Origin of the sequence: Limnohabitans sp. 2KL-51 (genome assembly GCF_003063645.1) — a bacterium.
GTDB lineage: Bacteria > Pseudomonadota > Gammaproteobacteria > Burkholderiales > Burkholderiaceae_C > Limnohabitans_A.
Genome location: NZ_NESJ01000020.1, coordinates 41,778 through 58,510, shown reverse-complemented (window position 1 = coordinate 58,510; position 16,733 = coordinate 41,778). Strand labels below are relative to the sequence as shown.

At 63.8% G+C, this 16,733-nt stretch carries 17 protein-coding genes; 12 read left to right on the top strand and 5 right to left on the bottom strand.

The genetic code is table 11. The features are described 5' to 3' along the window. Positions 1–22: 22 nt before the first annotated feature. A complete protein-coding gene (locus tag B9Z49_RS18170; RefSeq protein ID WP_108354851.1) occupies positions 23–1,009 on the top strand; it encodes an MDR family oxidoreductase in 987 nt (328 codons plus the stop codon). On the opposite strand, the gene B9Z49_RS18165 is transcribed toward B9Z49_RS18170, so the two are convergent. From B9Z49_RS18165 to B9Z49_RS18150, 4 genes are all read right to left on the bottom strand, one after another. Next, entirely contained in the window at positions 1,006–1,305 is a 300-nt protein-coding gene (locus B9Z49_RS18165; protein ID WP_108354850.1) for a PaaI family thioesterase, read from the bottom strand. The genes B9Z49_RS18170 and B9Z49_RS18165 overlap by 4 nt on opposite strands. A gap of 30 nt (positions 1,306–1,335) precedes the next feature. Beyond that, the gene (locus B9Z49_RS18160; RefSeq protein ID WP_108354849.1) at positions 1,336–1,749 is read right to left on the bottom strand and encodes a PaaI family thioesterase; all 414 of its coding nucleotides are present in this window, start codon (positions 1,747–1,749) and stop codon (positions 1,336–1,338) included. Between the two features lie 7 nt (positions 1,750–1,756). Beyond that, positions 1,757–2,746: a tripartite tricarboxylate transporter substrate binding protein gene (locus B9Z49_RS18155; RefSeq protein WP_108354848.1), complete on the bottom strand. Its 990-nt coding sequence runs from the start codon at positions 2,744–2,746 to the stop codon at positions 1,757–1,759. Positions 2,747–2,844: 98 nt separating this feature from the next. After that, complete coding sequence (locus tag B9Z49_RS18150; RefSeq protein ID WP_233254702.1) at positions 2,845–3,606, bottom strand: IclR family transcriptional regulator; 762 nt, start codon at positions 3,604–3,606, stop codon at positions 2,845–2,847. Between the two features lie 93 nt (positions 3,607–3,699). On the opposite strand from B9Z49_RS18150, the gene B9Z49_RS18145 reads away from it, so the two are divergent. The 11 genes from B9Z49_RS18145 (at position 3,700) to B9Z49_RS22300 (ending at position 15,744) form a co-directional block, all read left to right on the top strand. Beyond that, the gene (locus B9Z49_RS18145; protein WP_108354847.1) at positions 3,700–5,322 is read left to right on the top strand and encodes an acyl-CoA carboxylase subunit beta; all 1,623 of its coding nucleotides are present in this window, start codon (positions 3,700–3,702) and stop codon (positions 5,320–5,322) included. 23 nt (positions 5,323–5,345) lie between these two features. Continuing rightward, positions 5,346–6,512, top strand: a complete 1,167-nt coding sequence (locus B9Z49_RS18140) for an acyl-CoA dehydrogenase family protein (RefSeq protein ID WP_108354846.1) — start codon at positions 5,346–5,348, stop codon at positions 6,510–6,512. A gap of 11 nt (positions 6,513–6,523) precedes the next feature. Then, entirely contained in the window at positions 6,524–7,438 is a 915-nt protein-coding gene (locus tag B9Z49_RS18135) for an enoyl-CoA hydratase/isomerase family protein (protein ID WP_108354845.1), read from the top strand. A gap of 5 nt (positions 7,439–7,443) precedes the next feature. Further along, a complete protein-coding gene (locus tag B9Z49_RS18130; protein ID WP_108354844.1) occupies positions 7,444–9,486 on the top strand; it encodes a biotin carboxylase N-terminal domain-containing protein in 2,043 nt (680 codons plus the stop codon). Next, complete coding sequence (locus tag B9Z49_RS18125) at positions 9,483–11,303, top strand: acyclic terpene utilization AtuA family protein (protein ID WP_108354843.1); 1,821 nt, start codon at positions 9,483–9,485, stop codon at positions 11,301–11,303. Before B9Z49_RS18130 ends, B9Z49_RS18125 begins: the two co-directional genes overlap by 4 nt. After that, positions 11,300–12,520 (top strand): CaiB/BaiF CoA-transferase family protein, encoded by a 1,221-nt coding sequence (locus tag B9Z49_RS18120; RefSeq protein ID WP_108354842.1) that lies wholly within the window; start codon positions 11,300–11,302, stop codon positions 12,518–12,520. Before B9Z49_RS18125 ends, B9Z49_RS18120 begins: the two co-directional genes overlap by 4 nt. A 122-nt stretch (positions 12,521–12,642) precedes the next feature. Next, positions 12,643–13,626: a tripartite tricarboxylate transporter substrate binding protein gene (locus tag B9Z49_RS18115; protein WP_108354841.1), complete on the top strand. Its 984-nt coding sequence runs from the start codon at positions 12,643–12,645 to the stop codon at positions 13,624–13,626. A gap of 36 nt (positions 13,627–13,662) precedes the next feature. Beyond that, positions 13,663–14,595, top strand: a complete 933-nt coding sequence (locus B9Z49_RS18110) for an NAD(P)-dependent oxidoreductase (RefSeq protein WP_108354840.1) — start codon at positions 13,663–13,665, stop codon at positions 14,593–14,595. A 289-nt stretch (positions 14,596–14,884) separates the two neighbouring features. Next, positions 14,885–15,166, top strand: coding sequence for a transcriptional regulator (locus B9Z49_RS18105; protein WP_369913778.1), 282 nt, complete (start codon positions 14,885–14,887; stop codon positions 15,164–15,166). Beyond that, positions 15,153–15,443, top strand: coding sequence for a BrnA antitoxin family protein (locus B9Z49_RS18100; RefSeq protein WP_108354838.1), 291 nt, complete (start codon positions 15,153–15,155; stop codon positions 15,441–15,443). The genes B9Z49_RS18105 and B9Z49_RS18100 overlap by 14 nt, the downstream gene beginning before the upstream one ends. A gap of 181 nt (positions 15,444–15,624) precedes the next feature. After that, on the top strand, positions 15,625–15,744 hold the full coding sequence (locus tag B9Z49_RS22300; protein ID WP_233254701.1) for a BrnA antitoxin family protein: 120 nt from the start codon (positions 15,625–15,627) through the stop codon (positions 15,742–15,744). 61 nt (positions 15,745–15,805) lie between these two features. Here the strand turns inward: B9Z49_RS22300 and B9Z49_RS18090 are convergent, their stop codons facing one another. Continuing rightward, positions 15,806–16,714, bottom strand: a complete 909-nt coding sequence (locus B9Z49_RS18090) for a LysR substrate-binding domain-containing protein (RefSeq protein WP_108354837.1) — start codon at positions 16,712–16,714, stop codon at positions 15,806–15,808. Positions 16,715–16,733 lie beyond the last annotated feature (19 nt).

Here is a 16,733-nt window from a genome sequence, read left to right as displayed (position 1 = left end):
ACCCTTCGATAGAAAGACCTCCATGACTTACCAAGCCCTGCAAATTGAAAAAGACGACGCCGGTTACCGCTGCACCGTGAAGACGTTGGAAGACAGCGCCTTGCCCGAAGGCGACGTGACGGTGCAGGTGGACTACTCCACCGTCAACTACAAAGATGGCCTGGCCATCACCGGAAAAAGCCCAGTGGTGCGCAAATTTCCGCTCACCCCCGGCATTGATTTGGCAGGCACAGTGACAGACAGCCAGCACCCGCTGTTCAAAGCGGGCGACCAAGTCGTGCTGAACGGCTGGGGCGTGGGCGAGAGCCACAGCGGCGGTCTGGCGCAAAAGGCGCGCCTCAAGGGCGACTGGCTGGTCAAACTGCCTGCTGCTTTCACCCCGCGCCAGGCCATGGCCATTGGTACGGCCGGTTACACCGCCATGCTGTGCGTGATGGCGCTGCAAAAGCACGGCGTCACGCCTGACAAGGGCGACATCTTGGTCACGGGTGCGGGCGGCGGCGTGGGCAGCGTGGCGATTGCCTTGCTGGCCAAACTGGGCTATCGCGTAGTGGCCAGCACCGGCCGCCTGCAAGAAGCCGATTACCTGCGCCAGCTGGGCGCGGCAGACGTGATGGACCGGGCCGAACTGTCGGCCCCCGGCAAACCGCTGGCCAAAGAGCGCTGGGCGGGCGTGGTCGATACCGTGGGCAGCCACACGCTGGCCAACGCCTGCGCCAGCACGAAATACGGCGGCGTGGTCACCGCCTGCGGCCTGGCCCAAGGCATGGACTTTCCATCGAGCGTTGCGCCCTTCATCTTGCGGGGGGTGACTCTGGCGGGCATCGACAGCGTGATGGCCCCGCGTGCCGTGCGCGAAACGGCTTGGGCCCGTTTGGCCCAAGATCTGGACACCGCACAACTGGAGCGCATGACCCGCGAAGTGGGTTTGGCCGACGCGATTGGCTTGGGCGCGGAGATTTTGGCCGGACAGGTGCGCGGGCGGGTGGTGGTGAACGTGAACCGTTAAAGCGCCTGGACACGGTAAGTGCCCATGGCCTGGGCCACCAACTCGGTTTGCGCATTGCGCAGCTGCGCTTCACAAAAGCACATGGTCTTGCCACCGCCCACCACCTGAGCCGTGGCCACCAGCGGCCCCTCGGCGCTTTTCATGAACGACAGGTGCATGTCCACCGCGACCACCTCGCGAGGGATATCGCGGCCCGCATTGACCTTGTCCAACGCCACCCGGACCATGGCCTCGTCGAGCAAGACCATCACAGCGTTACGCGGCAAAAGGGCTTGTGGTTGATGGGGATGGCTCATGCTTGTCCTTGTGTGCGCGAACAGTTAGCTTCACTGCGGGCGGGGCAAATACCTGAACGAGCCATGCGCCTTGGCCACCAGACGGCCTTGCGCATCCAGCACGCAGGCCTGGCACCAGGCAACATCGTCATCACAGTCCACCACCTCGCCTTGCGCGATCAGCACGCCACGGCCGGGCTCCAGGAAGCTGGTGTTCAGGTTCAAAGTCACCACGGTTTTCTGAAAATTCACCCGCGAGATCGCAGCGCTGGCCATGACCACATCGAGCAGCGTGACCACAACGCCGCCGTGCACAGCGCCGATCACATTGCCCAAATCAGCATGCGGGTCGAGCGATATTTGTGCCTTGCCGCCTTCCGAAAAATTACGCTGCATGCCCAGCAGCCGCGTGAACGGCGTCTTAGCAAAAACTGCCAGCGGGTCATCCGAGGTGACGGGTTTCATCGTGGTGTCAGTCCAGCTTGAAGCCAATGTCCTTGAGCATCTTGGCATCGCGCTCATACGCCGTGCGGGCATAGGCGGTGTAAACCTCGCCCGTCATCAGGTTGGGCTGCATGTCAAAGCTCTCCAGCTGAGTTTGGTGCGCTACATCTGCCGATGCTTTGCGAAAGGCCGCCGCCAACTTGGCTGCAATGGCAGGCGGCAGGTTCTTGGGTGCGACCAAGCCCATAGGCGAGTCGATGGTGATGTCAAAGCCCGAGGCCTTGACGGTGGGCACGCCCGGGTAGCCTTTGAGAGGCTCTTGCGTGAAAGTGGCCAACAAGCGGGCCTTGCCACCGCGCACCTGCGCACCAAAACCCGGGTCGCCATACACATCAAGATGCCGCCCGATCAGCGCGGTGAAGGCCTCGCCGCCGCCCTTAAAAGGCACCATGTTGAACGAGGTTCCCGCCATTTTGGCCAATCGCTCGGCCACGATGCGGTTGATGCTGATGGCCCCCACCGTGCCCCAGCTGATCGCGCCTTGGCGCTTCTTGGCGTCGGCCAGCAAGTCGCCCAGCGTCTGCCATGGCGCATCGGCGGCCACGCAAATGCCGGTGGTCAGATTGAACAAGCCAATCAGGTAGGTGAAGTCTTTGAGCGGATCGAAGTTGACCTTTTGCACCAGTGGCGCGCGGATCACCGAGTTGTGCATGACGGCCACCGTGTAGCCGTCGGACTCGGGCATGCTCGCGAGCGCCGCCGTACCCATCACACCGCCGGCGCCGGGCTTGTGCATCAGCACCACGGGTTGGCCCAGTTCTTTGGACGCGGCGTCGGCCAGCGTACGAAAGATCGGGTCCATCGAGCCGCCGGGCGGAAATGGCAGCACCAACTGGATCGGCTTGGTCGGGAACGACTCTGCAGGTCGGCTCTGGGCCAGGGCCGAACCACCCACCGCCATGGCCGACAAAGCCACCAATGCCTGCCTGCGGTCAACCGGGAATAGGGATGTGCTCATAATGTCTCCTTGTGTATAAACACAGGTTAAGGGCGACAGCGGGCGACTCAAATGGCTGAAAAGCACAAAACCGCTGGCAAAAGGTGCCAACGACTCACTCAGACACTGCCCTTTAACGTGGGCCAGTGAAGACGCATCAGCCCCGCCAGCTCTGCCGCTCGGCTGAGTGGCAGGCGCACGCGAGAAGCACCAATCGACAGCGCCGCCACTGCGACGCCACCCAACTGCCAATGCAATCCCAGCGCGGCGATGCCCGCCGTGTTTCGGTAAGCAAAGCCGCGCTGGCGTGTGCTTTGCACCCAACGCATGAGTTGCGCGCGCGTGACGCCTTCCAGCTCATAGGTTTCGCGGTGCTGCGCAAGGTGCAATTGGACTGTGGGCTCGTCCAATGCCGCCAGCATGGCGATGCTGGCCACGCCAAGACCCAGCAAACGCGTCTCGCCCACGGTCTGGCGAAATGCAGGCACGGCATGCTCACCCTGCTCCAAATGCAGGCAATGGCTGTAGTCGCCTAGCCGCAGCACCAAAAAAACGTTGTCACCACTCAGGCGCGCCAGGGTCTTCATGGCCGGCTGACATTGGCGGATCAACGCCGCCTGCCCCAGACTCGCGGCCCCCCAGGCCGTGGCCTGCACGCCCAGGGTGTAGAGGCCGCTTTGTGCATCGCGCTCGATCAGCCCGGCGTGCTGCAAGTTGCTGAGCATGCGCCAGATGGTGGTTCGGTCCAAGCCGCTGGCCTGCACAATGGCTTGCAGGCTGATTCCCAGATCGTGGTGTCGGGCGACCAGGTTCACCAAGCCCATGGCACGGTCGATGCTTTGTGCGCCCGGGCGTGGTCCAGCTTGAGGCAGGCTGCTCATGGGTAAAACATCAGGGAAAGCACCATGTGCACATTATGCACATCGGGCTTTCCAGGCATGGTCACGGCGCGTGGGCTGCGCTGCAATCGGTGCATGACCGCTTTTCAGACCCAGATCCATCCGGCCTCCGAAGCCTTTGCGGCGCAGCGCCAAGGCATGCTGGCCTTGATTGACGCCTTGCATGCGCTGGAGCAGCGCGCCAGCGACGCCTCAGCCCAATCGGCTGCGCGCTTTGCCAAACGCGGTGCCTTGCTGCCGCGTGAGCGGCTGGCGCAGCTGCTGGACCCCGGCGCCCCGTTTTTGCCACTGGCCACGCTGGCAGGTTACGGTATGGACGACCCCGACCTGACGCGTTGTGTGCCCGGTGGTTCGCAGCTGGCGGGCATTGGCCAGGTCAGCGGCGTGCGCTGCATGGTGGTGGTGACCGACTCGGGCATCGACGCCGGGGCCTTGACCGAAGCGGGCAACCAAAAGCTCATGCGCTGCCAAGAGATCGCGCTGCAAAACAAGCTGCCTTTTGTGCACCTGGTGGAGTCGGCGGGCTCCAACTTGCGCAAGTACCGCGTCGAGAAATTCATCCGGGGCGGCGGCATGTTTTACAACCTGGCGCGCCTGTCAGCGGCCGGCCTGCCGGTGCTCACGGTGGTGCACGGCTCGTCCACCGCTGGCGGGGCGTACATGCCGGGTCTGTCAGACTACGTGATCATGGTGCGCGGTCAGGCCAAGGCCTTTTTGGCAGGCCCGCCCCTGCTCAAAGCGGCCACCGGCGAGATTGCGACCGACGAAGCGCTGGGCGGCACCGACATGCACGCCACCGTCAGCGGCCTGGCCGAATACGTGGCGCAAAACGACGCGCACGCAATTGCCCTGGCCCGCGACGTGCTTGCTGCCATCGACTGGCCGCGTGCTGCCGTGGCCGCGCCCACGCAAGCCTCGCGCCCACCCCGTCTGTCGCCCGACGAACTGGCTGGCGTGATGGTGCTGGAACACCGCCAGCCGATCGACATGCGCGAAGTCATTGCGCGCTTGGTGGACGACTCGGCCTGGCTCGACTTCAAACCCGATTACGGCAGCGCTACCGTGTGCGGCCACGCCCGCATCGACGGCTATGCGGTGGCCTTCATCACCAACAACGGCCCCATCGACCCGGCGGGCGCGACCAAAGGGGCGCAGTTCATCCACCTGTGCAACCAATCGGGCACGCCCATTGTGTTTTTGCAAAACACCACCGGCTTTATCGTGGGCCGCTCCTCCGAAGAGTCCGGCATGATCAAGCACGGGGCCAAGATGATCCAGGCGCTGAGCAACTCGCAAGTGCCCCACATCACTCTGCACTGCGGCGCGTCGTTTGGCGCGGGCAATTACGGCATGTGCGGGCGCGCCTTTCACCCGCGCTTTTGTTTCTCGTGGCCCAACGCCCGATCGGCTGTGATGGGCGGCGAGCAGGCAGCCACCACGCTCGACATCGTGGCGCGCCAACAAGCCGAGCGCAGCGGCAAGCCGGTCGACGAGGCGCGGCTGCAAGCGCAAAAGTCTGAAATCGTGGCCCTGTTCGAGAGCCAGGCCAGTGCCTTCTACACCAGCGGCCATTTGCTGGACGACGGCATCATCGACCCACGCCAGACACGCGATGTGCTGGCCCTGGTGCTGGCCACCGTGCGCGAAGCCGCTGCCCGCAGCCCGCACGCGATGCAGTTCGCCGTGCCCCGTTTCTGAATTTCTGAGGAAAGTCCCTGACCATGATCTACACACCCGAACACCACGAACTGATGGCCAGCATCCGCCGCTTCGTTAGCGCCGAAATCGACCCCTTTGTGGACGAATGGGAAGCCGCCGAAATCTTTCCGGCCCACGAGGTGTTTCGCAAGATGGGGCAGCTCGGCTTTTTGGGCATCACCAAACCCGAGGCCTATGGCGGCATGGGCCTGGACTTCAGCTACGCACTGGCTGCGGCCGAGGCCATTGGCTATGTCAAGGCCCAGGGCGTGGGCATGGGCATTGGTGTGCAGGCCAACATGGCGACCCCAGCACTGGCCAGTTTTGGCTCGGACGAACTCAAGCGCGAATTCTTAGCCCCGGCGATTGCGGGCGAGGTGGTCTGCAGCATCGGCGTGAGCGAGCAAGGCGCGGGCTCGGACGTGTCTTCGCTCAAAACCCGCGCACGCCGCGACGGCGACGACTACGTCATCAGCGGCTCCAAGATGTGGATCACCAACGGCACCCAGGCCGACTGGATCTGCCTGCTGTGCAACACCTCGGACGGCCCATCGCACAAGAACAAGTCGCTCATCATCGTGCCGCTCAAAGACCCGGCTGGCCGCCGCGCCAAGGGCATCGAGGTACAAAAGATCAAGAAGTTCGGCATGTGGAGCTCGGACACCGCGCAGATCTTTTTTGACGAGGTGCGCGTGCCGGTGCGCCACCGCATTGGCGAAGAGGGCATGGGCTTCATCTACCAGATGAAGCAGTTTCAGGAAGAGCGCCTGGACGGCGCGGCACGCCGCCTGGCCAGCATCGAGTTGATCGAGGAAACCGCCGACTACCTGCGCCAGCGCGTGGCCTTTGGCAAGCCGCTGCTCGACAACCAGTTCATCCAGTACAAGCTGGCAGAACTCAAGACCGAAATCGAGGCCCTGCGTGGCCTGATCTACATGGCCACACACGCCTATGTGCAAGGGCAGGACGTGACCGAGTTGGCGTCGATGGCCAAACTCAAGGCCGGACGCTTGGGGCGCGATGTGGCCGACTGGTGCATGCAGTTCCAGGGCGGCATGGGCTACACCTGGGACAACCGCGTCTCACGCGCCTACCGCGACTACCGGCTCGGCTCGATTGGTGGCGGCGCCGACGAGGTGATGCTGATGGTGATCGCCCGCAAGATGGGGCTGATGGACCCGGCGGCTTGAAGGCGACCAACATGAACTACCAACACTTGCTGGTGCAGCACACGCACGACATTTTCTGGATCACGCTGCACCGACCCGAAACGCGCAACGCCTTGTCGCCCGAGATGGTGGCCGAGCTGGCCCACGTGTTCATCCAGGCCGGACAAAACGATGCCGTGCGGGCCTTGGTGCTGCGCGGCAGCGCAGGCTTTTTCTGCGCGGGTGGCAATGTGGGCAACTTTCAGTCGCGCTTGCAAGCCAATGCAGACGAAGGCGAAGACCCCGTGGTCAGCCGCAACCGCGCCTTTGGGCATCTGCTGCAGGCCCTCACCGCGCTGCCCATGCCGGTGCTGGCGGTGGTCGAAGGTGCGGCCATGGGCGGCGGTATGGGTCTGGCCTGCTGCGCCGACATCGTGCTGGCCACCGATGACGCCCGCTTTGCCCTGAGCGAAACCGGCCTGGGCCTGATCCCGGCGCAGATCGCGCCCTTTGTGCAGGCCCGTGTGGGCCGCCGTGTGGCGCTGCGCCTGGGGCTGAGCGGTGAACGCGTGAGCGGTGCGCTGGCCCAGCAGCTGGGCTTGGTGGATGCACTGGCCGCTGACAGCACTGCACTCGACGCGCTGCAGGCGCAGTGGCTCAACCGCATTTTGGCTTGCGGCCCGCAGGCCAACCGCTCGCTCAAGGCTTTGCTGTCGCGTGACGTGACCGGTGATGCTTCACTTGACCATGGCCTCGGTGCCTGGCTCGACGACGCGGCGCTGCGTTTTGCGCAATGCATGCGCGGCGAAGGCGCTGAAGGCATTGCCGCTTTCCGCGAACGCCGCGCCCCAAGCTGGTCCGCCACGCTGCAAGCGGCCGACGTGGCGCGCCTGCATGGCCTGAGCCGCGAACCCCAAAACGACCCCCACCACGCTCCCCAACCCGGCCCTGCGTCCGCACCCAAGTGACCTCCATGCCCACGCACACCCCCAAAAACATCCGCCCCTTCCACACCGTGCTGGTGGCCAACCGGGGCGAGATCGCGCTGCGCGTGCTGCGCACCGTGCGTCGCCTGGGCTATGGCACCGTGGCCGTGTATTCCGAAGCCGACCGTGACAGCCCGCATGTGCAAGCGGCTGACCGCGCGGTGTGCATCGGCCCGGCCGCACATGCACAGTCTTACCTGAACATCGAGGCCATCCTGCAAGCGGCCCAACTCGCCGGGGCCGACGCGGTGCACCCGGGTTATGGTTTTTTGTCGGAAAACGATGCCTTTGCCGACGCGGTCGACACAGCTGGTCTGGTGTTCATCGGCCCGTCTGGCGACAGCATCCGTGCCATGGGCAACAAGGCCGGGGCCAAGCGGCTGATGCAAGGCTGGGGCATGCCCTGCATTCCCGGCTACGAAGGCCAGGATCAAAGCGACGAAGCGTTTGTTCTTGAAGCAGCGCGCATCGGCTTTCCCATCATGTGCAAGGCAGCTGCCGGTGGCGGCGGGCGCGGCATGCGGCGGGTGGACACGCCCGATGCTCTGCCTGCCGCACTGGACTCGGCCCGGTCGGAAGCGCGCACGGCTTTTGGGTCGGACGAGCTGATTCTGGAGCGCGCCCTCATCGACCCGCGCCATGTCGAGATCCAGCTTCTGGCCGACAGCCACGGGCATGTGGTGCACCTGGGCGAGCGCGACTGCTCAGTGCAGCGGCGTCACCAAAAGCTGATCGAAGAAGCACCCTCGCCCGCCGTGAACGCCGAGCTGCGTGCACACATGGGCCAGGTGGCGGTGGACAGCGCCCGCGCCATGGGCTATGTCGGCGCGGGCACCATGGAATTTCTGCTCGACGCCGATGGGCAGTTCTACTTCATGGAGATGAACACACGGCTGCAGGTCGAACACGCGGTCACCGAAGCCATCACTGGGCTGGACCTGGTGGAGTGGCAGCTGCGCGTGGCCAGCGGCCAAGCCCTGCCTTGGCAGCAGGCCGACATCCAACTCAAAGGCCACGCCATCGAAGTGCGGCTCACGGCCGAAGACGTGCCCGCAGGCTTTTTGCCGCAGACTGGCCCGGTGCTGCGCTGGCGGCCGCCCACACCCCAGGGCACGGGCCACGATGTGCGCATCGACAGCGCGCTGCGTGAAGGCGGGCAGGTCAGCCCGCATTACGACTCCATGGTGGCCAAGATCGTGGCGCATGGCAGCGACCGCGAAGAAGCCCGGCGCAAACTGCTGTTGGCCGTGCGCCAGTGCGTCCTGCTGGGCCTGCCCAGCAACCAAGACTTTTTGGCCGACTGCCTGGCCGACGCGGTGTTTGTGCAGGGCGCACGCGTGCACACCGGCTTTGTGGCCGAACGCATGGGCCTTCCACCGGCCGCGCCCGTGCCCAGTGCGCACACCGTGGCGCTGGCGGCCATGGCCGCGCAAGTGCACAGCTTGCCCACCACCGCCGATGGCCATGTGCATGCAGGTGCTTTGGGGCAAGGCCAAGCGCAAGGCCTGCTGCAATGGGGCGAGCAGCGCTGGCGCTACCGCATCCACACCCAGGGCGTGGGCTGGCAGGTGCAGTGCACGGCTCTGGGTGCTGCCAGCAGCGCTCAAGCCGACACCATCACTACAAGCCTGACCCATGTGCAATGGCAAGACACCGCACACACCGAACTAGTGTTGGTGAGCCAAGGCCTGCGCGAACAGATTTGCAGCGCCCGCACCGACCACGGGGTGCAGATTTTTCATGCGGGCCGCGCTTGGATTTTTGATTGCCCCACCGCCCACGGCCCAGCCGAACAGGCCGCTGGCAGCGGCGCTGTGCTGGCCCCACTCACGGCCCGCGTGTTGCAGGTGATGGTATCGGCGGGCCAGGCGGTGCAGGCGGGCGAACGCCTGCTGGTGCTCGAAGCCATGAAGATGGAACACACGCTGACCGCGCCGATCACCGGCGTAGTGCGCGAGCTGCTGGCACAAGCGGGTGGGCAGGCGCTCAAGGGCGCGCTGCTGATGCAGATCGAAGCGGAGGCGGCATGAGCACCGCAGCGCAGCGCGTGCGCATCGGCGGGGCCTGCGGCTTTTGGGGCGACTCAGCCATGGCCACGCCGCAGCTGCTGCAAGTGCCGGGCCTGCAGTACTTGGTGTACGACTACCTGGCCGAAACCACCATGGCCATTTTGGCCAAGGCGCGGGCCAAAGACCCGGCACTGGGTTACGCGACCGACTTTGTGCAGGCCGTCATGACGCCGCATCTGAAGGCCATCCACGAACGCGGCATCAAGGTGATTGCCAACGCGGGCGGTCTCAACCCCGAAGGCTGCCGCGACGCGCTGCTACAAGTGGCCGAAAAGCAAGGCATCGCCCTGCGCGTGGCGGTGCTCACGGGCGACGACTTGATGCCGCAGATGGATGGGCTGCACGCTCAAGGCGTGCGCACCACGGCCGATGGCCCCTTGCCCGAGCGCCCCCTGTCGGCCAACGCGTATGTGGGCGCACGCGGCATTGCCCAAGCGCTGGCAGCTGGGGCCCATGTGGTCATCACCGGTCGTTGCGTGGACAGCGCGGTGGTACTGGGCGCGCTGGTGCACGAGTTCGGCTGGTCCTGGCAAGACTGGGACCGCCTGTCGGCCGGTACGCTGGCAGGCCACCTGATCGAGTGCGGCGCGCAGGCCACAGGCGGGCTGTTCACCGACTGGCAAGACGTGCCAGACTGGGCGAACATCAGCTACCCGGTGATCGACGTGGCCCCAGATGGCAGCCTGGTGCTGAGCAAACCCGAAGGCACCGGCGGCCTGATTCACCCCGGCGCGGTGGCCGAGCAAATCCTCTACGAAGTGGGCGATCCGGCGAACTACCTCATGCCCGACGTGGGGTGCGACTGGCGGGATGTGCAGGTGGAACGCACGGGTCACGACACCGTGAAAGTCAGCGGCGCACGGGGACTGCCTGCGCCCACACACTACAAAGCCAACGCCACTTGGCAAGACGGTTACCAGCTGCAGCTGATGTTGGCCATCCGCGGCATCGACGCACCGCTCAAGGCAGAGCGCACAGCGCAAGCCCTGCTGACCCGCTCACGCGCCATGATGGCGCAACTGGGCTTGGGTGATTACAGCGACACCTGCGTGGAACTGCTGGGCGGTGAGTCTCATTACGGCCCCCACGCGCAGGCACACACCGCCCGCGAAGTGGTGCTGCGCATCGCGGTGCGCCACGCTCAGGCGAAAGCGCTGGCGGTGCTGCAACGCGAATGCGCGAGCAGCGGCACGTCGATGGGACCGGGCACCCGCTCTTCGTTTTCGGGGCGGGCTGATATTCAGCCGGTCATCAAATTGTGTTCGTTTATGGTGCCCAAAAGGCAGGTGAGCTTGCAGATGCAGCTGGGCGACGGTATGCAAGACGCGAGCGACATGACGCAGCCGCAGGCTGGCAGCGCGCCTGCCGTGACCGGCCCTGCGCCATCCACCCGTGAGTCGACGACTGCCAGCAATGAACCCATGCGCGACTGCCGCCTGATCGACCTGGCCTGGGCGCGCAGCGGCGACAAAGGGGATGATGAAAACATCGGTGTGATCGCACGCCACGCCCGCGCCTGGGACTGGCTGCGCACGCAGCTGCAAGCCGAGCAGGTGCAGGCCTATTTCAGCCACCTGGTGCAAGGGCCGGTGCTGCGTTACGAAGTGCCCGGCTTGCAGGCGCTCAACTTTGTCTTGCACCAAGCACTGGGCGGTGGCGGCGTGTGCAGCCTGCGCTCAGACCCCTTGGGCAAATCGTTTGCGCAGATGCTGCTGGACATGCCGCTGCGTGTGCCCGCCTCGGTGCTGACCGCACCCACCACTGGAGACACCCCATGAGCGCCATCCTTGAAGGCATCAAGGTCCTCGACCTGACCCGCGTCATTGCCGGGCCCATGTGCACGCAAATTCTGGCCGACATGGGTGCCACCGTTTACAAGATCGAAAAGCCCGGCGAAGGAGATGACACGCGGCGCATGGGACCTTTTTTGCAAGATCCGGCCACAGGACAGCCCAGCAACGACTCGGCCCTGTACCTGGCCTACAACCGTGGCAAACAGTCCATCACGGTGGATATTGCCACCGCCGAAGGCGCGCAGCTGGTGCGCGATCTGGCGTTGCGCTGCGACGTGGTGATCGAGAACTACAAGGTCGGCTCACTGGTCAAATACGGCCTCGACGAAGCCAGCCTACGAGGCCTGAAGCCCGGGCTGATTTACTGCTCGGTCACCGGGTTTGGCCAAACCGGGCCGTATGCGCCCAAACCCGCTTATGACTTCATCTTGCAAGGCCTGGCCGGGCCCATGAGCACCTGCGGCCTGCCCGACGATCAGCCCGGCGGCGGCCCCATGCGCACGGCCATCCCGATGACCGACATGGTGACCGGCCTGTACGCCGCCATTGGTATTCTGGGCGCGCTCATGCACCGGCAAAAAACCGGCGAAGGCCAGTCCATCGACGCGGCCATGCTGGACGCCACCGTGGCCTTCAACGGCCACCTGGCCGTGGGCTATTTGATGAATGGCAAGGCCCCTCAACGCGTGGGCAACACCAATCCAATCGCATCACCGTCCGAAGTCTTTGAATGCGCCGAAGGCCGCCTCATCATCGCGGCGGGCAACAACACACAGTTTGGGCAACTGTGCACCGTGCTGGGCGCACCCAACATGCCCACCGACCCCCGCTTTGCCACCAACATGCAACGCATCGCCCACCGCAGCGAACTGCAGGGCGCCTTGCAGGCACGGATCCGCACCCAACCCCGGGCCCAATTGCTGGAACAACTGAACGCTGCCAATGTCCCGGCAGGTCCCATCAACGACATGGCGCAGGTCTTTGCCGATCCGCAAACCCAACACCGGCAAATGGTGGTTGAACTGCCCCACAGTTCAGGGCAAACCGTGCGCGTGGTGCGCAGCCCGCTGAACTGGTCGGCATCGCCCGTGATGCACCATCCGCCACCTCGGCTGGGTGAGCACAGTTTGCAGGCACTGCGCGAGGAGTTGGGGCTGAGTGATGCGCAGTTGGAGGGACTGGTGCGGCGCGGGGTGGTTTGAGCTGATGGAACAGCGCCAGCTGTAACCCATGCGTCTGCCCTTAGGGGTTAACGTGATGTGTCGCTTGGGTGTACCTCCCTACGATCAGTTCGAGTCCAACCACACCATCAGGAGACCACATCATGAAACGCCGTCATTTGATTGCCCTGGCTGCAGCCACCACGCTCAGCACCCTGCCCCAAGCCTTTGCGCAATCTGCGGGCTTTCCCAATCGCCCGATCAAGCTGGTGGTGCCTTTCCCAGCCGGCATTTCGCCCGATGTGGTGGCCCGCCTGATTGGCGACAAGCTGAGCGCGGCCCTGGGCCAACCCGTGTTGGTCGACAACCGGCCCGGCGCGGGCGGCATGATCGGCGCCGTGGCTGCGGCCACCTCACCGGCCGATGGCTACACCCTGTTTTTCAGCGTCAAGGCCTCGCACGCGATTGCCCCCAATGTGTACAGAGACGCCAAGTTCAACCCGCCGCGTGATTTCAAGGCCGTCACCCAAATCTTGCAAGTGCCCCATGTGCTGACCGCCACGCCCAAAGCGCCTTACAACAACATGAAAGAGTTGGTGGCGTTCGCCAAGGCGAACCCGGGCAAGATCGACTTTGCCTCTTTGGGTGTTGGCTCGCAGCCCCATGTAGCTTTGGAGGTGTGGTCGCAGCGACTGGGCATCAAGCTCAACCACGTGCCCTACAAAACCAACCCCTCGCCCGATGTGATGAGCGGCCTGATCAGCCTGTCGGTCGAAGCCTCGACCACAGCCATTCCGCTCATCAAGTCCGGCAAGGTCAAGGCCCTGGGCATCTCGGGTGCGCAGCGCATCCCCGGCCTGCCCGACGTGCCCACCATGACCGAGTTTGACGCCAACCTGGACGTCAACGGGGTGATCGGCAGCTCGTGGCACGGCATCTTTGCGCCCACGGGCACGCCCAACGACATCATTGCCAAGCTCAACACCGAGATCGTTAAGATCGTTAAATTGCCCGAGATCCAGGCCCGCCTTATTGAGTTGGGCCTCACGCCCACGGGCACCACCGCCGCAGCGCTCGACACCGTGGCTAACGGCGACTACGCCTTCTGGAACAAGGTGATCAACGACCTGGGCATCAAGGTCGACTGATTTCACCCACATCGACATGGATATACAGCAGCCAACATGAGCAGTCCTGCCAAAAAATCCCGGACCTCCCCAGTGGCCAGGCCCGTGAAATTGAAGGCGCAAATTGAGCATGTGGGCATGCTGGGCGTGGGCATCATGGGCTTGGCCATGGCCGTGAACCTGATGAAGGCGGGCTTTCAGGTCACGGGTTACGACCCCGACCCCAAAGCCATGAAGCGCCTGAAAGCGGCCGGGGGCACGGCGCGCAAATCGGCGGCCGACTTGGCAGCCGATTCCCAAGTCATCATCTGCTCACTGCCGGGGCCAAAGGCCTTGCAGGACGCAGCGCAGCAGATCGCCGCTGTCGGCCAACGCAACTTGCTGGTGGTGGAAACCAGCACGCTCGACATTGCCGACAAAACCGCCGCCCGCGACACGCTCAAGGCCCAAGGCATCGTCATGCTCGACTGCCCCTTGTCGGGCACCGGCGCGCAAGCCGTGCACAAAGACCTCACGGTCTATGCCAGCGGGCCCAAGGCGGCGATCAAGCAATTGGCACCCGTCTTTGAAGGTTTCTCAAAAAGCACCTTTGACCTGGGCGCCTTTGGCAACGGCATGAAGATGAAGCTGATGGCCAATTTGCTGGTGGCCATCCACAACGTGTCCACCGCCGAAGCGCTGTTGCTGGGTCAACGTTGGGGCATCAGACCTCAAGACGCCGTCAAGGTACTCAGCGACGGTGCAGGCGGCTCACGCATGCTGCAGGTGCGTGGGCCCCTGATGCAGGACGAAGGCTGGCTCACCGCCACCATGAAAGTCGGCATCTGGCAAAAAGACATGCAGCTGATCGCCGCCGCACTGGCCGACGCCCAAGTGCCCGCGCCGCTGTTTGCCGCCACCGTGCCTATTTACAACGCCGCCATGGCCCTGGGACACGCCGAGCACGACACGGCAGCAGTGTTTGATGTGTTGTCTAGGATGTCGTCGTAGCTGACAGTACGTCACCACCACGTTTAAGACGCCGCAGAAAGTGGCACACGCGTCGCCATCATTTTTTTGGCATAGTCCAAGCCATCAGTGAAGCCGTGGCCGATGTGGGCCGCGAGGCGCGCCAAGCCATGGCCGACAAGCTGCGCCCGCAGGTGTTCAGTTTGGGGTCTTTAAGGTGATGTTGCCAGCAAATTTGCTTCAAGGGTGCTGATAGAGATCTCATGAATTGATTTAATTCAATGTACAATTAAATATGCTGAGGGTGATCGAAACACCCATTTTTCAGTCGATGGTGGAAGCCATTTGGACGCCATCAGAGCGCGAAGATTTCGCGGTTTTCATCAGTGAGCATCCGTTAGCGGGAGATGTGATCCCCCAAACCGGAGGGCTTCGAAAGCTGCGCTGGTCGCGGCAAGGCATGGGCAAACGCGGCGGTGCAAGGGTGATTTACTACACACGGCTGCCCAAAGGTGACATCGTGCTGGTCGCGGTTTATGTCAAAGCCAAGTTCGACAACATACCCGCTCAAGTTTTGAATACATGGAAGGAAGCCTACGATGAGCAAGCCTAAACCGATTGAAATGGATGCCGAAACCGCAGCATTTGCAGAAAGTGTGCGTTTGAGCCTGATGCAGGCCAAGCAGGGCCAAGCCGCACGCACGTATACGCCTGAAGAGCTTCAAAGCATCAAGGCCAAACGGGGTCGGCCCACAGGCAGCAAGCAGGCCACCGTGAAAGTACCCACCACGCTGAGACTGGATGAGGCAGCGCTTGAGCGCTGGCGGGCCTCTGGCAAAGGCTGGCAATCAAGAGCCGCCCTTGTGCTGGCGCAACACGCGCCGGGTTGAAATCTATGTCGACAATTTCTAAGCGCCCAACAGTGCGCATGCCCAGCGCGAAAGAGGACAAGGCCATCACCGCCGCAGCCCGCAGCGATCCGGATGCGCAGCCGCTCACGCCCACGCAATTGAAGGCCATGGTCCCGCTCAAAAGTTTGCGTGGTCGTCCTATATCCGAAAATAAAAAACAGTGGTTTTGGTGCGCTACAGCCCCGAGGTGCTGGCCTATTTCAAGTCCACGGGCGATGGCTGGCAGTCGCTTATGGACAATGTGTTGCGCCAATATGTGGCCAGCCATTCGAGGGAGTAAAGGGCTGAGCCCTGCTATAGCCTGACGAGAAACCGCCCGATTGCTCAAAGCAGGCCCGCCCTCAAGCCATCGCCTGCCGCGCATCCTCTGCCAGCAAATCAATCAAGTCCCGCGCAAAGTTGGGCAGCAGGTCAAAGTTGCGCACACAAATCTGCATGGACCGAAAGGCCCACGCGTCGGACAGCGGCACCAGGCGGATGGCCATGCTGCGGGCGTGGCGGCGTGCGGCCGATTCGGGCAGCACGCCCACGCCCACACCGGCTTCGATCATGCGGCAGGCCGACTCGAAGCTGCTGACCTGGATGCGCACCTTGAGCGGTTTGTTCAGCTGTTCGCATTCGCGGTTCAAGAAGGCGTGCAAGGCGCTCGCTTCGTGCAGGCCCACATGGTCAAACTCCAGCGCGTCAATCAGCGGCATACTGGGCAACTCGGCCACGGGGTGCAGGTGCGGCACCACCAGCACCAGGCTGTCCGAACGGTAGGGCAAGGTCTGCAGGCTTTCGGTGCGCACCGACCCGGCCACGATGCCGATGTCGGTCTTGCCGTCGATCACGGCGCGCACGATTTCATTGGACAACTTTTCTTGCAGGTCGATGTTCACATCCGGGTGCGTGGCCAGGTAGCGCTTGAGCACCTCGGGTAAAAATTCGCCCAAGGCCGTGGTGTTGGCGTAGACGCGCAGGTGGCCTTTGATGCCGCTGGCGTATTCCTGCAGGTCACCGCGCAGGTGTTCGATCTGGCCCAATACCAGCCGCGCCCGGTGCACAAAGGCCTGGCCCGGCGGCGTGAGCGTGACGCCCTGGCTGTGGCGGTTGAGCAGCTTGGCGCCGATGCTTTCTTCGAGGTTCTTGATGCGCGTGCTGGCCGCAGGCAGCGAGATGTGCGACGCCTCGGCCCCTTTGGTGAGGCTGTTGGCTTCGGCCACCCGCACCATCAGGCGCAGGTCAACCAGATCAAAGTGCACGGACATGGGCAGTCGCTGGCTGAAT